Below are 18,677 nucleotides of genomic sequence, written 5' to 3'. Positions count from 1 at the left end.
ATTGCGTGGGCAGGGCGAAGCGCCGCGCAGCGGGGGATGTCCGCCTCGCTCAGCCACCGGCCGGGGCGTCGCCGGTGCCGCCCTTGCCACCGGCGGGCGGGGCGGCGTCGGGGCCGCCGGGCCGGGTGGAAGGGGGTTCCTCCTCATTCTGCTGCATCGGGGCGGGCGACTCGCCCGCCGCCGCGCCGCCGTCGCCGCCCTCGGGGCGCTCGCCGGCGGAGTCGGAACCCTCCGCGGCCTCGCCGCCTTCAGCGCCCCCGGCGCCCTCGGTGCCGTCCGCGCCCTCGGGGGGCTCGGCCGCGGCGGCGGCGCGCCCGCGCCGCCACTTGCGCACCGCGCGCGGGGTGAGCGCGGCCACCAGCACCAGGGCGCCCGCGCCGCTGATCACCAGCGCCTGGGTGCCCATGCCGGTGGCGTTGACCGACAGGAACTGCTCCTCGGCGATCGGCTCGCCGCTGACGTTGTGCAGGTTCATCTGGATCATCGTGCGGCCGTTGACCCGGGCGGTCAGCCGCACATAGACCGTGGTCCGGTCGCCGGGGCCGATCTCGATGGGGTCCTGGATGGGGTCCTGGTAGTTGCCGATGGCCAGCCGCTCGGGGTTGGCCGACAGCAGCGACAGGTTGACCCGGACCGTGTGGTCCTCCAAGTCGTTGGCGATCAGCACGCCCATGGTGCCGGTGGCGCTGGCCAGGGTGACCGGCTCGGAGGGAATGATGCGCACCTTGTTCATGTCGGCGCGCACCGCGTCGGCCACCAGGTCGACGGCGGTTTCGGACAGGTCGTCGCGTTCCCGCCAGGCCACCGACTCCAGCCGCAGGACGGCGGGCCGGAACGGGTCCTCCTCGTCGACCAGAATGCTGTTGAAGAGGCGGATCGAGCCCCGGATGTCCTTGACCTCGTCCAGGTAGGAGCCGCTCAGCTCGGCGCGCGAGGCCGAGCGGGGGTAGGCGGCCTCGGCGCGGTCCTCGCCGGCCGCCGCACCCTCGGGGCGGACGTCGTTGAGGGCCACCGGCTCCAGCCACGGCAGGGTCTCGGTGGCCTCCAGGACGCCCTGGGCGAACCCGGCGCCGGGGTTCCAGTCGGCCGAGGGGTAGGCCACCACGGTGCGGTCGGTGCCCGGCCGCTCGGCGGCGATCATCGCGGTCTCGGCGGCGAACCGCTGCTGGGCCAGCGCCGCGTCGCCGGGGTCGGAGGTGTCGGCGTCGAGCACCTCGGTCAGCCCGCTGTCGGCCACCAGGGCGGTGCCCTGCTCGCCCTCGCCCAGGTCCAGCGGCGCGGCGGCCGAGGGGGTGTGCCCGACCCAGGAGGCGGCGGGCATCGCGGGCTCGCGCAGCAGGAACCCGGTGGCGCCCATGCGCTGGTACAGCTCGCGGGTGGGGGTGTTGAGCATGCCGTCGGCGGGGACCGCCAGGCCGGCCTCGGCGGGCAGGCCCAGCACCCGCTCCACGGTGTCGTAGCCCAGGGCGATCGCCGACTCGGCGTCACCGGACAGGTCGTGCCGCAGCAGCGCGGCGAGGTCGGCCGAGGCGTAGGGGGTGGCCACCACCGCGTCCTCGGCGAGCGCCGCGCGCGCCTGGTCCAGCCAGACCTCGGCGTTGGCGCTGGCCTCCATGTCGGTGGTGGCGGCGCCGGAGTCGCCGTCGGCGGTGTCGGGGTCGGCCACCACCTGGTAGGGGGAGGTCAGCCGGTCGATGTCGTCGAGCAGGCCGGGGTCGACCGCCCAGGTGACGGGCACCCCGGAGGAGTCGTCGGAGCCGCCGGACTCCGCGCCGCCGGAGTCCTCCTGACCGCCGCCGGAGTCCTCGCCGGCGTCGGCGGAGCCGCTGGGCGAGGGGGACGCCGACGGGCTGGGCTCGGCGGACTCCTCGCCCTCGCCCTCGGGAGAGGGCTCCAGCGACACGTCGCCGTTCTGCGCGCCCGCCGTCAGCAGGCGGCCGAGCCGGCCCTCGGGGGCGAGGCTTTCGGTCAGCGAACCGCCGAGATAGGTGTCGTCGTCGGTGCGCTGGGGGCGGTCCATCAGCGGCCACACCCACGCGATGCCCACGGGGTCGGGCGCCGACCCGCCCCGGTAGGGCAGGAAGGTGCGCTTGGCGCCCATGTCCTCGCCCGCGCCGTTCACCGCCTCGACCACCATCGGGTAGACGCCGAACTCCGACAGGTCCAGGTCGGCGGCGTCCACGCGCAGGGTGAACTCCGCGGACTCCCCTGGCTCCAATCCGCCCTCGATCTCGGTGTCGGCGCCGAGGGCCTCCGGTTCGATCCCCTCGCCCTGGGCGTAGGCGTCGAGTTCGGAGCGGTCGGCCAGACCGGCCGTGGAGTAGCGGAACCGGACGGTGACGTCCTGGACGGCCCGCTGGGTGGTGTTGGTGACCTCGCCGGTGATCCGGACGGTGCTGCCGCGCCCCACCGAGGTGGGGGTGATCTCCTCGACCACCAGCGGATCGGGCCGGTTGTCGCCCTGACCGGGGTCGGCGGCGGGGGCCTGCGCAGGACTGAACGCGGCCAGGGCCGGCAGGAGGGCGGCGGTCGTGGCCGCGACCGCGCCTAGGTGAAGGAGTCGACGCACGCCAGTAGGTCTTCCATGAGGTTGACGATGGCCCGCGGGGGATGTGGAACTGCTGCACGGTGCCGCGGTCTCGCGGGTCGCTGCGAACGGCCGAACAGGGCGGCGGATATCGCGGTGGACTGGTGTGCACAATACCGCTTCGGGCGGGGCGCTCCGCAGCATTACGGCCCGCGCGGAACGCCGCCTTCCTTGAACCGGATCCGATCGTCGGATCAGCGGGGCGATCCCGGGCCCGGGACCGGCGCCGATTCGCAACACGGGGTCGCGACACCTAATCTCTGGTGGTGTGCCGAATTCAGCGCTTCCAGGTGAGACCCCCCGTACGCCGGTGACCGGCGAGGCCGCCCCGCCGGGCCGCCTCACCGGCGAGCAGCGGGCCGCCGTCTCCGACCTGTTCGACTCGATCGGCACGGTCCTGGCGGAGCTGGGCGAGCTGTTCACGCGCGGCGGCCACGAGATCGCCCTGGTCGGCGGCCCGGTGCGCGACGCCCTGCTCGGGCGCGAGGTCAACGACCTCGACCTCACCACCGACGCCGTGCCGCAGACCATCCTGTCGCTGGTCGACGGCTGGGCCGACGCCGTGTGGACGGTCGGCATCGACTTCGGCACGGTGGGCCTGCGCAAGGGCGGGCTGCAACTGGAGATCACCACCTACCGCAGCGAGTCATACCAGCCCAAGTCCCGCAAGCCCGAGGTCCACTACGGCACCTCGCTGTATGAGGACCTCATCCGCCGCGACTTCACCGTCAACGCCATGGCGGTGCGGCTGCCCGACCGGGAGTTCGTGGACCCCTTCGGCGGGCTGGCCGACCTGCGCGCGCGCCGGCTGCGCACCCCCGGCCGCCCCGAGGACTCCTTCACCGACGACCCGCTGCGCATCATGCGCGCGGTCCGGTTCGCCGCCCAACTGGGCGTGACACCCGCGCCGGAGGTCCGCGAGGCCGCGGCCGCGCTGGCCGACCGGCTGGAGATCGTCTCGGCCGAGCGCGTCCGCGACGAGCTGACCAAGCTGATGCTCAGCGCCGACCCGCGCCGGGGCGTGGAGTTGATGGTCGACCTCGGCGTGGCCGAGCACGTGCTGCCCGAGATCCCCAAGATGCGGCTGGAGATCGACGAGCACCACCGGCACAAGGACGTCTACGAGCACTCGCTGACGGTGCTGGACCAGGCCATCGAGCTGGAGCGGGCGCGCGGCATGGGCCCCGACCTGGTGCTGCGCCTGGCGGCGCTGCTGCACGACATCGGCAAGCCCAAGACCCGCGCGTTCGAGTCGGGCGGGCGGGTCACCTTCCACCACCACGAGGTGGTGGGCGCCTCGATGAGCCGGCACCGGCTGGGCGCGCTGCGGTTCCCCAAGGACGTCATCGCCGACGTCAGCAAGCTCGTGGGGCTGCACCTGCGCTTCCACGGCTACGGCAAGGGCGAGTGGACCGACTCCGCGGTGCGCCGCTACGCCCGCGACGCCGGCGACCTGCTCCAGCGGCTGCACGTGCTGACCCGCGCCGACTGCACCACGCGCAACCGGCGCAAGGCGGCGGCGCTGGCGCGCGCCTACGACGACATCGAGCGCCGGATCGAGCGCCTGGCCGAGGAGGAGGAGCTGAACAAGGTCCGGCCCGACCTCGACGGCAACGAGATCCAGGAGGTCCTGGGGATCGGCCCGGGGCCGATGGTGGGCAAGGCGTGGCGGTTCCTGCTGGAGCTGCGCCTGGAGAACGGTCCGATGGGCAAGGAGGCGGCGGCGGCGGAGCTGCGCGCCTGGGCGAAGCGGCACGCCGACTCCGGAGCCTGAGCCGGCATGTCGGCGTGCCGACGTGTCGACGTGTCGGTGAACCGGCACGCCGGCGCGGGTGCCCCGGCCGCCGCCGGTCGGCGGGGACCCACCCGCCCCAGCCGCCCCAGCCGCCCGTGACAGGTGTCATGTCCGGGGCGCGCGGAACCTCACGGCGGGGTGATGACGACCTCCCCTGGTCGCCGGGCGCGCCGGACGCTGCAATGGACGCATGACCCCACACGGCTCCACCGGCGGATCCCGGCCGCGGTCCCTGCCCGAGCGGCTCTACCTCCTCAGCTACGACCTGGACAAGAAGCGCCTCGACGCGCCCAGTTCCCTGTACCGCCACCAGTTGCTGCGCGGCGCGGCGCTGGTGGAGCTGTCCCTGCGCGGCCTGGTGGTCGACCGCGGCGGCAAGGCCGCGCGCGGCGACGGACCCGAACCCGACGACGCGCTCCTGGCCGGGGTGCTGGCCGACGTGCCCGCGCACCGGCCGCGCCACTGGGCCGGCCTGCTGGTGCGCGAGCCCGGCGCGGCCGAGCGGACCGTGCGCGAGCGGCTGGCGGAGGCCGGCGTGGTCACGGTGGAGACCCGCCGCCTGCTCGGCGTGCTGCCGCTGCGCACGGTCACCCCGGTCGACGGTGCGGAGGTCCGCCTGCTGCGCGAGCGGGTCCGCGACATCGTGATCGGCGGCGACCCGGCGGCGGCGCCCGCCGAGGACGTCGCCCTGGCGGTGCTCGCCCTCGAGGGGAACATGGCCCACGTGCTCACCTGGCGGGAGCGCCGCGACCACAAGCGCGCGATCGCGGCGCTGAACGCCCACTTCGACGCGATGGTGCCGGGCGTGCGGTCGGCGGTCCGCCTCGCCGTCGCCAACGCCACGTCGGGCGGGTAGCCGCCGCGCGGGTCGCCGAAGCGCCGTGTCGACAAGCCGACCTGGCGACCGGGGGGCCGGTGGGTCGGCGGGCCGGGTTGCCGGGAGGGGACCGGCGCGGAGCGGGGGACGGCGCGTGCCCGGCTAGGGTACGGCCCTGGCCGCGCGCCGGTACGCCGGTACGTCGGCACACCGGTAGGCCGACATGTCGCCGAAGCGATCGGGGCCGCCGCAGCCGCGCGGGCGCCGCCGGCCGGGCGCCCGATCAGCCGCGGTCGGCCGCCACGGCGGTGCCGCCGCCGCGCACCGCGCGCGCCCGCACCGCCCACAGCCCGCCCACCAGGGTGTATCCGGCGGCCATCGCCACCACGACGGCGGTGCCGGTCCCCGCCGGGGGCACCGTCGCGGCCGCCACACCCGCGCCCGCCACGAACACCGCGTTGAACAGCATGTCGTAGACGGAGAACACCCGGCCCCGGAACGCGTCGTCGACATGTCGCTGAACCAGCGTGTCGACAGCGACCTTGACCCCCTGGGACACCACACCCAGCGCGAACGCCGCCACCGGGAACAGCAGCGGCGAGAACGGCAGCCCGAACACCAGCAGGGCCGCGCCGCCCGAACCCAGCAGCGCGGCGATCCACGCGTCGGCGGAGACGCGCGCGGTCGCCCACGGCGTCGCCACCGCCCCCACCAGGAAGCCCGCGGCCGAGGCGCCCAGCGCCACCGAGAACCCCGCGAACCCGGCCACCCCGCCGGAGGTGAAGGTGTTGTTATAGAGGAGCAGCGTCATCAGCGTCATGATGCCGAAGCCCAGGCGGTGGGCGGCGATGGTGGCCAGGCCGTAGCGCGCCGGGCGGCGGCTCCAGATGTGCCGCGCGCCGTCGACCAGCCCGCCCACGATCCGACCCAGCGCGGCCCGCACGGCGGCGGGCTGCTCGGCGAGGTCGGGGCCGAGTTCCGCGCGGCCGAGCGTGAGGGCGACCGGGGCCGCCGCCGCCATCGCCGCGGCCGCGCCCAGCAGGACCAGCGCGGTGCCGGTGGCGCCGTCGCCGCCGAGCAGGCGCAGCCCCGCCGCCGCGCCGGCGCCGGCGAAGGCCGCGGCGGTGCCGCACGAGGGGGTGACCGCGTTGGCCATCATCAGCTTGGTGTGCGGCACCACGTGCGGCAGCGCGGCCGAGAGCGCCGCCAGCAGGAAGCGGTTGAGGCCCAGCAGCGCGAGCGCGGCCACCAGGAACCCGGCGCCGTCGGCCCCCGCCCAGACGAGCGCGGCCGTGGCGGCGGCCAGGACCGCCTTGGCCAGGGTGGACCACACGAGGACTTGTCGACGTGACCACCTGTCGATGAAGACACCCGCGAACGGGCCGACGACGGAGAACGGCAGCAGCAGCGCCGCGAAGGCGGCGGCCGCCTGGCCGGCGGTGGTGTGCTGCTCGGGGGAGAAGAAGACGTAGCCCGCAAGTCCGGCCTGGTAGAAGCCGTCGGCGAACTGTGAGACCAGCCGCACGGCGAACAGCCGGCGAAACCGCGGCCCCTGGAGCACGTCGTGGAGATCGCGGTAGAAGGACACGCGCCCAGCCTAGGGGCGAGTGGCCGCCGGCGGAGGCGCCCGGCGCGGACCGGCCTGCGGGGGAGGAGGGGGAGAGGCGGGGGACCCGGCATTGCCCTCGGCGCCGGGCCGCGTGAGGATGTGCTGCCAGCCGCGCGCCCGCCACCCCCTCCAGCCGGCAGTCGAAGGGTGAATCCGCCTTGGGGCCAAGGACTACAGGTCGGCTGCCTTCACCGCCACCAGGAATGCGGTCCACTCCATAGGTGGCACCACCAGGTGCCCTGCGCCGCGATTCTTCGAGTCCCGAATCGCCGCGCCCTGAGCGAGCGTGTCGGCCACTTCTACGCACTCGCCCCTGGTGCCGCTGTAACTGCTGGTGCGCCAGGTGCCTTCCGCAATCACGTCTTTGCCCGTGCCTTCCTGATCATCGCGATCGATGCCGCTGGAGGCAGTGCCAGCCCACGCAGGTCCTCGAAGTCTTGGCTGTACTGCGCGACCTTGGCATCAACATGATCAATGTCCGATTCGGACCTATTCTCCAATACGAGGATGTCCCCCGGCTCACCGGGCACCCGAAGCACCTGGAAACTGCCGTCCAAGCCCACGTGGGGGGCAGCGCTGAGGGGTAGGACATGCAGAGTCACATGCGGAAGCTCTGCCATCGCCAGCAAATGGTCCCACTGTGGGATCATCACCCCTTCGCCCCCGACGTTGCGCTCCAGTACGGCTTCGTCGATCACGAACACGCCACGAGGTTGAGGCGCCTGCCACACGACCTGTTGCCGCCGCATCCGAGCGCGGACGTATTGTTCTAGTTGAGCTTCGGTCGCCAGCGTTTCTCCGGCGCGTACCACCGCACGCGCATAGTCCTCAGTTTGAAGAAGTCCTGGAATCCATCCGAGTTGCCATTGCCTGATGAGGGTGGCACGGCCTAATAGAGGTTCCAGTTCGGCGAGCCAGAGCGGTATGCCCGACTTGCTGACATGGGCAACCAAACGGGTTATCTGACCGCCCGATCTTAGAGCCTCGTCCAACTGTGGAGCGTAGCGCTCCTTTAGGCCGCGAACACCCCGTTCGATGGCTCCTAGCATCCCGGCAGAGAGCGGTACTCGCTCCGCCAGTCGATCCAGCGACAGCCCCAACTCTTCTCGTCGGCGACGTACTTCAGTTCCTACGCGCAGCCATTCTTCCTTTGGACGATCCGCCATGTGCTTACCTCACCACAGCGCGAACAGGCTCACAACAGGATCCGCACTATTCCAGCCAACGATGTGTGAACGCTGGAATCCGACGTGCCCCACCACCATTGTTGGACTTAGAGGGATCACAACAGTGACAACAAAACGGCCCTACTGGGTGGTGTGACACCCGGCAGGGCCTAATCCCGACCTGTGTGAGCCAGGTGGAGACTTATGACGAACTCTATATGGACTCAAGCGCCCGTTACGTCCCGTGTTGATGCGAGCTACCGGCGGCGCCATGCACGGTCCAACCGGGTGCGGCCCTATGTCCGGTCCCGTTGCTCTGAGCCACGGCACCGGGGGCAGCGATGACGGCGGCTGTCGTGGTGGCCGCCAACACCTTTCCCGGTGAACCGTGGGCGGTCACGAAGGCACGCCATTGGCTGCTGGCCGCGCTGAACACGGCCGGAGTCCCGATTCCCGAGGAGCGGCGGTCGGCGGCCCTGCTGCTGTGTTCCGAGGCGGCGACCAACGCCATTCTCCACACGACCAGCAAAGGCAGGTGCTTCAGCGTGCACCTCCACGCCTTTCCCGGGCGCATCACCGTTGAGGTCGAAGACGACGGCGGTCCGTCCCGCCCCACACTGATCACCGCGGCTCCCACGGACGAGCACGGGCGCGGACTCGGCCTCATCGACCACTACGCCGACGAGTGGGGGCCGCGTGCCACTGGACCGGGGATCTACTGCGTCCTCACCTGGGATCCCCGGACGGTGACCCGATGACCAGACGTGTGCCTTCCGGGAACTATCCCCGCCTTTACACCTCCGCCGAAGTCCAGCGCATGTTCCGGGTGAGTCCCACGACCGTCAGGCGGTGGGCGGAGGCGGGCCATCTGCGCACCGCGTTGACACTGGGCGGCCAAAGGCGGATCTACGCCGACGACGTCGACGCGCTGCTCAACCCCTCCAAGGAGGCGGACCCGCGCGGCTGACTCCGGAGGGGGAGACAGCCGCGTGCCGAGGGCCGCTCGGAACCCGGTTCCGAGCGGCCCGTTCACTGCCCCCGGTCGCTGTTCCACGTGAAACAGCGGTGGCCGGCCCCTTGGGGGACCGGCCACTTCGGTGCGGGGAGCGGAGGGCGGGCTACTCGCGGTAGAGGGTGCCCTCGGAGATGCTGGTGGTGCCGTCGGACATGACGCTGCTGACGGTGATGTCGAGCGAGTCCTCGCCGGCGGGAGTCAGGGTGACGAAGCCGTTGTCGACGCAGTCGGGGTCGGTGCTCACCGCGTAGGAGAACGTCATCTGCGTCTCGCTGGGCTGGACCTCATGGATCTCCCAGGTGCAGCGGCCGTCCTCGGTGACGACGAGGTTGTACTCCTCGCCCTCGACGGTGTCACCCGAGACCGTGATCGTGGCCGACCAGACACCCATCGGGGCGCCGCTGCCGTCGAGTTGGTCGAGGTTGCCGTCCCACACGCCTTCATAGGGGGCGAGCGCGGACTCCTCGGCGGTGCCGCCCGACCCGCCGGAGCTGCTGAGCAGCCACAGGCCCACGCCGCCGACCACCACGAGGACGGCGACGCAGACGCTGATGATGACCAGGACGAGACCGACGTTGCCGCCGCCGCGCTTGCCGCTCGGGTAGGACCCCGTGGGCCGGCCGCCGGGATACCCGCCGCCGGGGTGCCCCCCGCCCGGGTACCCGCCGCCCGGGTGGCCGCCGGGGGGCGGGTAGCCGTACCCGCCCGCGGGCTGGCCGCCGGTCGGCGGGCCGAACCCGGGCTGCGGTCCGGGGCCGCCCGGCCCCGGTGGCGGCTGCTGCCATGGTCCCGGCCCCGGAGGGGGGCCGGGGTCCTGGGGGTAGCTCATCGAGGCTCCTTGACCTGCCCGGGATCTGACGCCCGGATCGGCTTGACTGGAAGCCCATTATGGCCCGGCGCCGCCGGCCCTTCGAGCCCGCGAGACGGCCCCCGCCCGGTCCCGCGAACGGTTCCCGGCGCCCCGCCGCCCCGACCTCGCGTCGCCCTTGCGAACCCCCGGGAACCCCTCTGCGGGTTCCGGGAGGTCCCGCGCTTCCCCGCTCTTCCGCGCGCGGCGGCGCGGGCGCGCCATGGGCCGGAACGGTCCGCTCCGATCCGCCGGCCCACGGTGCGCCCGCCGGTCACCGCCCCCGCGTCCCGCCCCGCGCGCCCCCCATCCGCGCCGCGCGCGGCCGTGCTCGCGGCGGCGGGCGGGTCAACGGGGAAGAGGAGAGCGCCTCAGCGGTCGACCTCGCCGGCGATGAACCGCTCCACGAGGTCGTGCGCCTCGCTGTCGCTGTACTGCTCGGGCGGGGACTTCATGAAGTAGGCCGACGCCGACGTGATCGGTCCGCCGATGCCCCGGTCCTTGGCGATCTTGGCGGCCCGGATGGCGTCGATGATGATGCCGGCGGAGTTGGGGGAGTCCCACACCTCCAGCTTGTACTCCAGGTTCAGCGGGACGTCGCCGAAGGCGCGCCCCTCCAGCCGGACGTAGGCCCACTTGCGGTCGTCCAGCCACGGCACGTGGTCGGAGGGACCGATGTGCACCGAGCCCGCCTTCAGCTCGTGCGGGATCTGGGAGGTCACCGAGCGCGTCTTGGAGACCTTCTTGGACTCCAGCCGGTCGCGCTCCAGCATGTTCATGAAGTCCATGTTGCCGCCGAAGTTGAGCTGGTAGGTGCGGTCCACCACCACGCCCCGGTCCTCGAACAGCTTCGACAGCACCCGGTGGGTGATGGTCGCGCCCACCTGGGACTTGATGTCGTCGCCGACGATCGGCACCCCGGCGCGGGTGAACTTCTCCGCCCACTCCGGGTCGGAGGCGATGAACACCGGCAGGGCGTTGACGAACGCCACCCCGGCGTCGATGGCGCACTGCGCGTAGAAGCGGTCGGCCTCCTCCGACCCCACCGGCAGGTAGGACACCAGCACGTCGGCGCGCGCGGCCTTCAGCGCCGCGACCACGTCGACGGCGTCCTCGGTCGACTCCTCGATGGTCTCGCGGTAGTACTTCCCCAGGCCGTCGAACGTCGGCCCGCGCTGCACGACCACCCCGGTGGGCGGGACGTCGCAGATCTTGACGGTGTTGTTCTCGCTCGCGGTGATCGCGTCGGCGAGGTCCTGGCCCACCTTCTTGGCGTCGACGTCGAAGGCGGCCACGAACTCCACGTCCCGCACGTGGTAGGGGCCGAACCGCACGTGCATGAGGCCGGGGACCCGGGACTCGGGGTCGGCGTCAGAGTAGTAATGGACGCCCTGGACGAGCGATGCCGCACAGTTTCCTACACCCACGACGGCTACGCGTACCGAACCCATTGGTCCTTGCTCCTTCTTGGTCGCTGATTGGGACGTGAAAGCGCGCCGCGATGGCGCGCCGGGCGGGCGGCGCGAGGCCGCCGCCGTGCTTAGCGCCGGCTGCCGGGGGGAGGTGGCCCGCCTTCGCGGAGGGGGGCGTTTCCGCTGATAGTGGCATCAGCGGTGGACGCGTGCTCGGCGCACCGCCGTTCCCGCCGGATGAGGTCGTCAAGCCAGCCGACTTCGCTTTCCAGGGCCTCTGCCCGGTGCCGGTGCAGTTCAACGGTGTAGGGGTCCTGCCGGGGGTCGGCCAGCCGCTCCCGCACCTGGGCGAGGCACTCCTGGAGGCGCGCCCGGCGGCCGTCGAGGATGCGCAGCCGGACCTCGGTGCGGGTCCGGCCGAACAGCGTGAAGTGGACCCCGAAGCACTCGTCGTCGGTCGCGGCGGGGGTGCTCTCGGCGAGGAGGTCGCCCAGCCGGTCGCGCCCGCGCTCGGTGAGCCGGTAGACGATCCGCGAGCGCCGCCCGCCCGCGCCGCCGCAGTGGGCGGACACCACCAGGCCCTCCCGCACCATCTCCTTCAGGCAGGGATAGAGGGAGCCGTAGGAGAACGCGTGGAAGATGCCGAGTTCGGAGTTGAGGCGTTTGCGCAGCTCATAGCCGTGCATCGGGGCTCCGGCGAGATGGCCGAGAACGGCGAGCTCCAGTACCCGGGCACGTCGGCCGCCCATGCCGCCACCTCCTGCCCTCAACCGGTCCGCCCTGTCCGACTCGTCGTTGTCCGCGGCCCGCGCCCGCGCGGCGGGACCCGCTGCGTAGTTCAGCCGAACCCGGGCGGATATTTGTTCCCGGCCGTGTGCGCGGCCGGTGGCCCGGTCGGCGCCCGGCCGCCCGGTTCGCGGCCCGGCGGCCGCCCTCGGCGCCGCGGCGGAGGGCGACGGACGCTGCTCAATGCGTGGTTTATCCGCGTATGACTATATCGCCCTGATATAACGCAACGCTGTGTTGGCTATCTAACACCGGGTCCGGCGCCCGCCCCCGCCGCCCGAGCGCCGCCGCGGCACCCGGACCTGCGCGCTTGTGACCCGGGCCTCACCGGGCCGCTTCCGCCCTCGCGGCCGGCCGCCGGTCCGGACCCCGCCGCGGCGCCGACCGGGGCCCCGAAGGCGGCCGGAGAAGCCGCCTCAGCCAGGTACGCTCACGCCTGGGTTGTGCTATGCGCCGCCGTCGCTCTACCGTGACGGGTGCTCCAACCGTGACCGTTCGGTGCTCCTGTGGTGTCCTAACCGCGGGTGCGGCGGTTCACACGAGTCGCGGGCAGTCGTACGGCCCAACGCTCGACCGGGTTGCCCGGGTCTTTTCGCCTAGAGGTCGCCGACAGGAGGAAGCAGAGGACAACGTTTCCGGAGTGGTCGAAAACCATTCGCGGTAGTCGGGCGTCCCATATCCGGACGCATGAACCTCCGAAACCGACGGCGCGTTTCGACCCGGCTCCCGGATTCCCTCCGCGTGGGGCCTTCCCCCACTTACCCGAGTCGTAAGGCCGATCGGCCGCTGAACAGCAATCGAGGACGCGTGAGTACCGAAAGACGACGGAATGCCGGCGGGCGCCGCCGGGCCTCTGGCCCGGCCGACGGCGCGCGCGGCAACGGCGGCAGGCGCAGGGCGCAGGGCCCTGCCGGGGACGAACGCTCTGCCGGTCGCCGCAGGCCGCCCGCCGACGACAACGGTGGCTTCTGGGACGAAGGCGCCCGCGGTGCGGCCGCCGCCGGCGCGGGCGGAGCGGCAGGAGGAGGCGGCCGCCGCCGCCCGCCGGCCGGCGACGACGGCTTCTGGGACGACGAGCGCCCCCGCCGCCGCTCCGAGGGCGGCGACCGGGACCGCGACCGCGGCCGCTCCAGTGGCGCGCGCTCCGAGGCGGGACCCCGATCCGGCGGGCGCCGCCGCGCCGCGCCCGAGCGCGGGCGCCGCGCCGCCGCCGCGCACGGCGCGCGCTCCGAGGGCCGTGGCGGGCGCCGCCGCTCCCAGGGCGACGACCCCGACGAGTACGACGACCGCGGCCCGGTCAAGCGCTTCTTCGCCAAGGCGTGGAAGCCCGCGCTGATCACCTGCGCGCTGATGTTCGTGGCCGGCGTGGCCGTGCTGGGCATCGCCTACGCCAACACCCCCGACCCCCGCACCCTGGACCAGCAGGACTCCGCGCAGATCGCCGCCACCACCATCAAGTACGAGAACGGCTCGGAGGCGGTCACCACCGGTGAGCTGAACCGGGTCATCGTGCAGCGCGAGGACATCCCGCAGTCGGTGGTCAACGGCGTGCTCGCCGCCGAGCAGCAGAACTTCTACGAAGAGCCGGGCATCTCGATCTCGGGCACCATGCGCGCCGTGCTGACCGCCGGCGCCGCGGGCGGCGGCTCCAGCATCACCCAGCAGATGTCGCGCAACTACTACGACACCCTCTCCCAGGAGCGCACCTACACCCGCAAGCTCCGGGAGATCCTGATCTCGATCAAGGCGGGGCAGACCATGCACCCCGACGAGATCCTGGAGAAGTACCTCAACACCATCTACTTCGGCCGCCAGGCCTACGGCGTGCAGGCCGCCGCCCAGGCGTACTTCGGCAAGGACGTCAGCGAGCTGAACGACGCCGAGGGCGCGTTCATCGGCGCGATCATCCAGCAGCCCGGCAACTTCGAGAACGTCGAAGGCAACAAGGAGATGGAGGACATCCTCCGCGAGCGCTGGGGCTACGTGCGCGACAACCTGGTCACCATGCACGAGGAGCACCCCGACCTCGGCCTGCCCGCCAGCGAGGCCGAGAAGCTGGAGTTCCCCGAGACCATCCCCTACGGCACCGGCGACGAGATCGAGGGCCAGGAGGGCTACATCCGCGACGCGGTGATCAACGAGTTGCAGACCCGCTACAACCTGTCGCCCAACCAGATCGCCACGGCCGGCTACACCGTCGAGACCTCCCTCAACCCCAAGCTGATGACCGCGGCCGAGGAGGCGTTCGCCGAGACGCTGCCCGACATGCCCCCCGAGACCGTGCAGGGCCTCGCGGCGGTCGACCCCCGCACCGGTGAGATCCGCGCGTTCTACGGCGGCACCGACTTCACCCAGGACCCCAACAACTCCCTGACGCTGCGCGCGCAGGCGGGTTCGGCGTTCAAGCCCTACGTGCTGGCGGCCGGGCTGGAGCAGAACATCAGCCTGCGCAGCGAGTTCAACGGCGACTCCCCCCAGGAGTTCCCCGGCGTGGGCGAGCCGATCCAGAACGACAGCAACAAGGACTGGGGCCAGGTCGACCTGGTGGAGTCCACCGCGAACTCGGTCAACACCAGCTTCGTGCAGCTCGCCATCGAGGTCGGCCCGCCCGCGGTGGTCGACATCGCCAAGGGCGCCGGCATCGGCGAGGAGCAGTTCGAGACCGCCGAGATGGGTCCCAACATCGCGCTGGGCACCTACCAGGTCACCGCGCTGGACCAGGCCGCGGGCTTCGCGACCTTCGCCAACGGCGGCGTGCACATGCCCCAGCACATGATCACCAAGGTCACCAACGCCCAGGGCGAGGAGGTCAAGCCCAACGACGCCCCGCAGTTGGAGGAGGGCACCCGCGCCTTCAGCGAGGAAACCGCGATCGACGCCACCTACGCCATGACCCAGGTGGTCGAGAACGGCGGTGGCGACGCCGCGGCCCTGCCCGACGGCCGCCCGGTGGCCGGCAAGACCGGTACCTCCAACAGCGCCAAGTCGGCCTGGTTCGTGGGCTACACCCCGCAGCTTGCCACGGCGGTGGGGCTCAGCCGCGACGACGGCCAGCAGTTGGTGATCCCCGGCGTCGACAACGTCTACGGTGGTACCACCTCCGCCAAGATCTGGCGCGCCTTCATGACCGAGGCCATGAAGGGCCAGGAGGTCGAGGAGTTCGCCGACCCGGTCTGGAAGGGCGAGGAGGCCCGCTACGGCCCCACTCCGGAGCCCAGCGCGCAGCCGTCGGAGACCCCGAGCCAGACCCCGGACGAGACGCCCAGCACCACGCCGAGCCACACCCCGACCTCCTCGCCGCCCTCGGCCCCGGCCACGGGCGACGATTGCCCGGAGTTCGACCTCACCTGCCAGAACGACGATGACGACGAAGAGGACGACGAGTCCCCGCCGCCCACCGGCCCCAGCGGGCCGGACGACGAGCCGCCGGGCTGGTTCCGCCGGTTCGGGAGTTCCGGGGACTAAGTGTCGGTGAGTTCTACTGAGCGGGCCGGCGGCGCTGCCGCCGGCCCGCCTTCTGCGTCCCCCGAGGCGCGCCGCGCCACCCTGTGGCTGGCCGCCCTTGGGGCCCTCGGCGCCGTGGCCGCCTACCTCGCGAAGTGGCCGTGCCGCTTCGGCGGGGCCTGGTCCGACGGCACCCAGTACGCCGCCGGCTGCTACAGCGACGTCTTCCCGCTGTACTTCCGCGACGCCCTCGACTCCGGCTCCGTGCCCTACCTGGACGTCCCCACCGAGTACCCGGTGCTGACCGGCGGGCTGATGTACGTCGTCGCCCGCACTGTGGCCTGGCTGCCCGACGAGACCGCGCGCGCCTTCGGCTACTTCGACCTCACCGCCGCCGCCATGGGCGCCTGCCTGGTCGCCGCGGTGGTGGGGGTGGGCCACCTGGCCGGCCGCGGCGGGATCGCCCCCGCGCCCGGCACCGCCTTCCGCCCCCGCGCCGCGCTGCTGGCGGGCGGCCTGGTGGCGCTGTCGCCCGCCGGCGTCCTGACCGGGCTGATCAACTGGGACCTGCTGGCCGTGGCCCTGTTCACCGGCGGGCTGGTGGCCTACGCGCACGGCCGGCAGTGGAGCGCCGGCGCCCTCTTCGGGCTGGCCACGGCCGCCAAGTTCTACCCGTTCCTGGTGTTCGGGCCGCTGTTCGTGCTGATGGTGCGCGAGCTGGTGCGGCGCGAGGGCGGCCCCGGCGCGGTGACGGTGGGCGGCTTCCTGCGCCCGCTGGCCGCCGGGGCGCTGGCGTGGGGCGCGGTCAACCTGCCGGTGTACCTGGCGGCCCCGCACAACTGGGCCACGTTCTTCACCTTCAGCCGGGAGCGCGGCACCGACTGGGGGTCGCTGTACTACGCCCTGGGCGGCTACGGGGTGTTCCCCTCGGGCGACCTGGACCTGGTCAACGCCACGGGCATGGCGGCGCTGCTGGCCGCCTGCGCCGGGGTGGCGGCCCTGGCGGTCTTCGCGCGCCGCCGGCCGCCCCTGGAGCAACTGGTGCTCCTGGTGGTCGCGGCGTTCCTGCTCACCAACAAGGTGTGGTCGCCGCAGTTCGTGCTGTGGCTGCTGCCCCTGGCGGCGCTGGCCTGGCCGCGCACGCTGCCGGCCGCTCCGGCGCTGGTGGTGTTCGGGCTGTGGCAGCTCGCCGAGGTCGGCTACTTCTTCGGGATCTGGCAGCACCTGCTGTGGGTGACCCAGCAGACCGGCCCGGCGGTGCCGGGCACGGGCGCCGGGCTCGACGTCGCCGCCTACTCGCTGCTGCTGCTGGGCCGGTGGACCACGGTCCTGGGGGTGTGCGCGCTGACGGTTGTGGACAACCTCCGGCGCGGCGGTTCCACGGCGTGACGACTGGTAGCCTTGGCGTTTGTCTGGCTCAATGCCCTCCTGCCATGGAGAGACCATGGCCGCGACAGTCCAGAGGAGGTACGAACGCCTATGCGTCGTTATGAAGTGATGGTCATCCTCGACCCCAGTCTCGACGAGCGCACCGTGTCGCCGTCGCTGGAGCAGTTCCTCGGAGTCGTCCGCAACGACGGCGGCTCGGTCGAGAAGGTCGACGTCTGGGGCAAGCGCCGCCTCGCCTACGACATCGCCAAGAACTCCGACGGCATCTACGCGGTCATCGACCTCACGGCCGAACCCGCCACCGTCAAGGAGCTCGACCGCCAGCTCAACCTCACCGAGGCCGTTCTGCGCACGAAGGTCCTGCGACCCGAGGTCCACTGACCCGCGGCGCCGTCCGCCGGCGTCCCCGCTCATACGCCTGATCCGACTACCTAACCCGGAGCCAACCCATGGCAGGCGAAACCCAGATCACGCTCGTCGGCAACCTCGTCGACGACCCTGAACTGCGATTCACCCCCAGCGGGGCCGCGGTCGCCAACTTCCGCGTCGCCTCCACCCCGCGCACCTTCGACCGCCAGAGCGGCGAGTGGCGCGACGGCGAGTCGATGTTCCTCACCTGCTCGGTGTGGCGTCAGTACGCCGAGAACGTCGCCGAGAGCCTCCAGCGCGGCATGCGGGTCATCGTGCAGGGCCGCCTCAAGCAGCGGTCCTACGAGACCAAGGAGGGTGAGAAGCGCACCGTCTTCGAGATCGACGTCGAGGAGGTCGGCCCCGCGCTGCGCAGCGCCACCGCCAAGGTGACCAAGGTGCAGCGGCAGGGCGGCCAGGGCGGCGGCGGATTCGGCGGCGGTGGCGGCTACGGCGGTGGCGGCGGCCAGGGCGGCGGCTACGGCAACCAGGGGGGCGGCTTCGGCGGCCCCCAGGGCGGCCGTTCCGGTCCTCCCGCCGACGACCCCTGGGCGACCAGCGGCGGCGGCGGTGGCTTCGGCGGTGGCGGCGGGTTCTCCGACGAACCCCCGTTCTAGCCGGGGCGCACCGCACACCCCTGTCCGATTGACCATCCCCGGGTGTACCCGGGGCTCTTGCAAAGGAGCACCACGATGGCGAAGCCGGCAGCGCGCAAGCCCAAGAAGAAGGTTTGCCTGTTCTGTCAGGAGAAGCTGTCCTACATCGACTACAAGGACACCACTCTGCTGCGCAAGTTCATCTCCGACCGCGGCAAGATCCGCGCGCGTCGGGTGACCGGCAACTGCACGCAGCACCAGCGTGATGTCGCGACGGCGATCAAGAACGCCCGCGAGATGGCGCTGCTGCCCTACACCAGCACCGCTCGCTAACGGGGTAAGGAGGTTTTGTCGTGAAGCTGATTCTGACCCAGGAGGTCACCGGCCTCGGCGCCCCGGGCGATGTGGTCGAGGTCAAGGACGGCTACGGCCGCAACTACCTGCTGCCGCGCGGGTTCGCCATCCGGTGGACCCGGGGCGGGCAGAAGCAGATCGACTCGATCCGCCGCGCCCGTTCCGCGCGCGACATCCGCAGCCTGGACGACGCCCAGCAGGTGGCGGGCCGGCTGAACGCGCTGAACGTCAAGCTCCAGCAGCGCGCCGGTGACGGCGGGCGGCTGTTCGGGTCGGTCACCGCGGCCGATGTCGCCGACGCCGTGAAGGCGTCCGGCGGCCCCGAGGTCGACAAGCGCCGGATCGAGATCCGCAACCCGATCAAGTCGGTGGGCGACCACAAGGTGCAGGTCCGCCTGCACCCCGAGGTCACGGCCACCATCAAGCTCCAGGTGCAGGGGGTCTGACCCTCC

General features: G+C 72.4%; 17 protein-coding genes. 10 read left to right on the top strand and 7 right to left on the bottom strand.

Going from position 1 to position 18,677, the window contains the following annotated elements; genetic code table 11:
* Positions 1-49: 49 nt before the first annotated feature.
* A complete protein-coding gene (locus tag LG943_RS13320) occupies positions 50-2,569 on the bottom strand; it encodes a DUF6049 family protein (RefSeq protein ID WP_270072574.1) in 2,520 nt (839 codons plus the stop codon).
* Between the two features lie 328 nt (positions 2,570-2,897).
* Here LG943_RS13320 and LG943_RS13315 point away from each other — a divergent pair, with 328 nt between their 5' ends.
* Positions 2,898-4,361: a CCA tRNA nucleotidyltransferase gene (locus LG943_RS13315; protein ID WP_270072624.1), complete on the top strand. Its 1,464-nt coding sequence runs from the start codon at positions 2,898-2,900 to the stop codon at positions 4,359-4,361.
* A 211-nt stretch (positions 4,362-4,572) separates the two neighbouring features.
* Positions 4,573-5,238, top strand: a complete 666-nt coding sequence (locus LG943_RS13310; protein ID WP_270072573.1) for a GOLPH3/VPS74 family protein — start codon at positions 4,573-4,575, stop codon at positions 5,236-5,238.
* 244 nt (positions 5,239-5,482) lie between these two features.
* Here LG943_RS13310 and LG943_RS13305 read toward each other — a convergent pair whose 3' ends face one another.
* The 3 genes from LG943_RS13305 to LG943_RS13295 all read right to left on the bottom strand — a co-directional run bounded on the left by LG943_RS13305 (position 5,483) and on the right by LG943_RS13295 (position 7,974).
* A complete protein-coding gene (locus tag LG943_RS13305) occupies positions 5,483-6,787 on the bottom strand; it encodes an MFS transporter (RefSeq protein WP_270072572.1) in 1,305 nt (434 codons plus the stop codon).
* Between the two features lie 192 nt (positions 6,788-6,979).
* On the bottom strand, positions 6,980-7,168 hold the full coding sequence (locus tag LG943_RS13300; protein ID WP_333486361.1) for a DUF397 domain-containing protein: 189 nt from the start codon (positions 7,166-7,168) through the stop codon (positions 6,980-6,982).
* Positions 7,165-7,974 carry a helix-turn-helix domain-containing protein gene (locus LG943_RS13295; RefSeq protein ID WP_270072571.1) on the bottom strand — a complete coding sequence of 270 codons (810 nt, stop codon included), beginning with the start codon at positions 7,972-7,974 and terminating at the stop codon, positions 7,165-7,167. The genes LG943_RS13300 and LG943_RS13295 overlap by 4 nt, the downstream gene beginning before the upstream one ends.
* A gap of 359 nt (positions 7,975-8,333) precedes the next feature.
* Here LG943_RS13295 and LG943_RS13290 point away from each other — a divergent pair, with 359 nt between their 5' ends.
* Together LG943_RS13290 and LG943_RS13285 are read left to right on the top strand one after the other, a co-directional pair.
* Positions 8,334-8,732 (top strand): ATP-binding protein, encoded by a 399-nt coding sequence (locus LG943_RS13290; protein ID WP_270072570.1) that lies wholly within the window; start codon positions 8,334-8,336, stop codon positions 8,730-8,732.
* Positions 8,729-8,941 (top strand): helix-turn-helix domain-containing protein, encoded by a 213-nt coding sequence (locus LG943_RS13285; protein WP_270072569.1) that lies wholly within the window; start codon positions 8,729-8,731, stop codon positions 8,939-8,941. Before LG943_RS13290 ends, LG943_RS13285 begins: the two co-directional genes overlap by 4 nt.
* Before the next feature lie 151 nt (positions 8,942-9,092).
* On the opposite strand, the gene LG943_RS13280 is transcribed toward LG943_RS13285, so the two are convergent.
* The 3 genes from LG943_RS13280 to LG943_RS13270 all read right to left on the bottom strand — a co-directional run bounded on the left by LG943_RS13280 (position 9,093) and on the right by LG943_RS13270 (position 11,997).
* Entirely contained in the window at positions 9,093-9,818 is a 726-nt protein-coding gene (locus LG943_RS13280) for a hypothetical protein (RefSeq protein ID WP_270072568.1), read from the bottom strand.
* A gap of 389 nt (positions 9,819-10,207) precedes the next feature.
* Positions 10,208-11,287 (bottom strand): inositol-3-phosphate synthase, encoded by a 1,080-nt coding sequence (locus LG943_RS13275; RefSeq protein WP_270072567.1) that lies wholly within the window; start codon positions 11,285-11,287, stop codon positions 10,208-10,210.
* Between the two features lie 89 nt (positions 11,288-11,376).
* The gene (locus LG943_RS13270; RefSeq protein WP_270072566.1) at positions 11,377-11,997 is read right to left on the bottom strand and encodes a PadR family transcriptional regulator; all 621 of its coding nucleotides are present in this window, start codon (positions 11,995-11,997) and stop codon (positions 11,377-11,379) included.
* Between the two features lie 844 nt (positions 11,998-12,841).
* Here LG943_RS13270 and LG943_RS13265 point away from each other — a divergent pair.
* The 6 genes from LG943_RS13265 (at position 12,842) to rplI (ending at position 18,671) form a co-directional block, all read left to right on the top strand.
* Positions 12,842-15,499 carry a transglycosylase domain-containing protein gene (locus LG943_RS13265; protein WP_270072565.1) on the top strand — a complete coding sequence of 886 codons (2,658 nt, stop codon included), beginning with the start codon at positions 12,842-12,844 and terminating at the stop codon, positions 15,497-15,499.
* Positions 15,500-15,505: 6 nt separating this feature from the next.
* Complete coding sequence (locus LG943_RS13260) at positions 15,506-16,867, top strand: glycosyltransferase 87 family protein (protein WP_270072564.1); 1,362 nt, start codon at positions 15,506-15,508, stop codon at positions 16,865-16,867.
* A 90-nt stretch (positions 16,868-16,957) separates the two neighbouring features.
* On the top strand, positions 16,958-17,248 hold the full coding sequence (rpsF, locus tag LG943_RS13255; RefSeq protein WP_179768345.1) for a 30S ribosomal protein S6: 291 nt from the start codon (positions 16,958-16,960) through the stop codon (positions 17,246-17,248).
* 68 nt (positions 17,249-17,316) lie between these two features.
* Positions 17,317-17,892 carry a single-stranded DNA-binding protein gene (locus LG943_RS13250; protein WP_270072563.1) on the top strand — a complete coding sequence of 192 codons (576 nt, stop codon included), beginning with the start codon at positions 17,317-17,319 and terminating at the stop codon, positions 17,890-17,892.
* Between the two features lie 75 nt (positions 17,893-17,967).
* Positions 17,968-18,204 (top strand): 30S ribosomal protein S18, encoded by a 237-nt coding sequence (rpsR, locus tag LG943_RS13245; protein WP_017595522.1) that lies wholly within the window; start codon positions 17,968-17,970, stop codon positions 18,202-18,204.
* 20 nt (positions 18,205-18,224) lie between these two features.
* Positions 18,225-18,671 carry a 50S ribosomal protein L9 gene (rplI, locus tag LG943_RS13240; protein WP_270072562.1) on the top strand — a complete coding sequence of 149 codons (447 nt, stop codon included), beginning with the start codon at positions 18,225-18,227 and terminating at the stop codon, positions 18,669-18,671.
* Positions 18,672-18,677 lie beyond the last annotated feature (6 nt).

It is taken from the genome of Streptomonospora mangrovi (assembly GCF_027604915.1).
Lineage (GTDB): Bacteria > Actinomycetota > Actinomycetes > Streptosporangiales > Streptosporangiaceae > Streptomonospora > Streptomonospora mangrovi.
The sequence above is the reverse complement of the archived record's forward strand: the minus strand, read 5'-3'. Positions and strand labels throughout refer to the sequence as shown.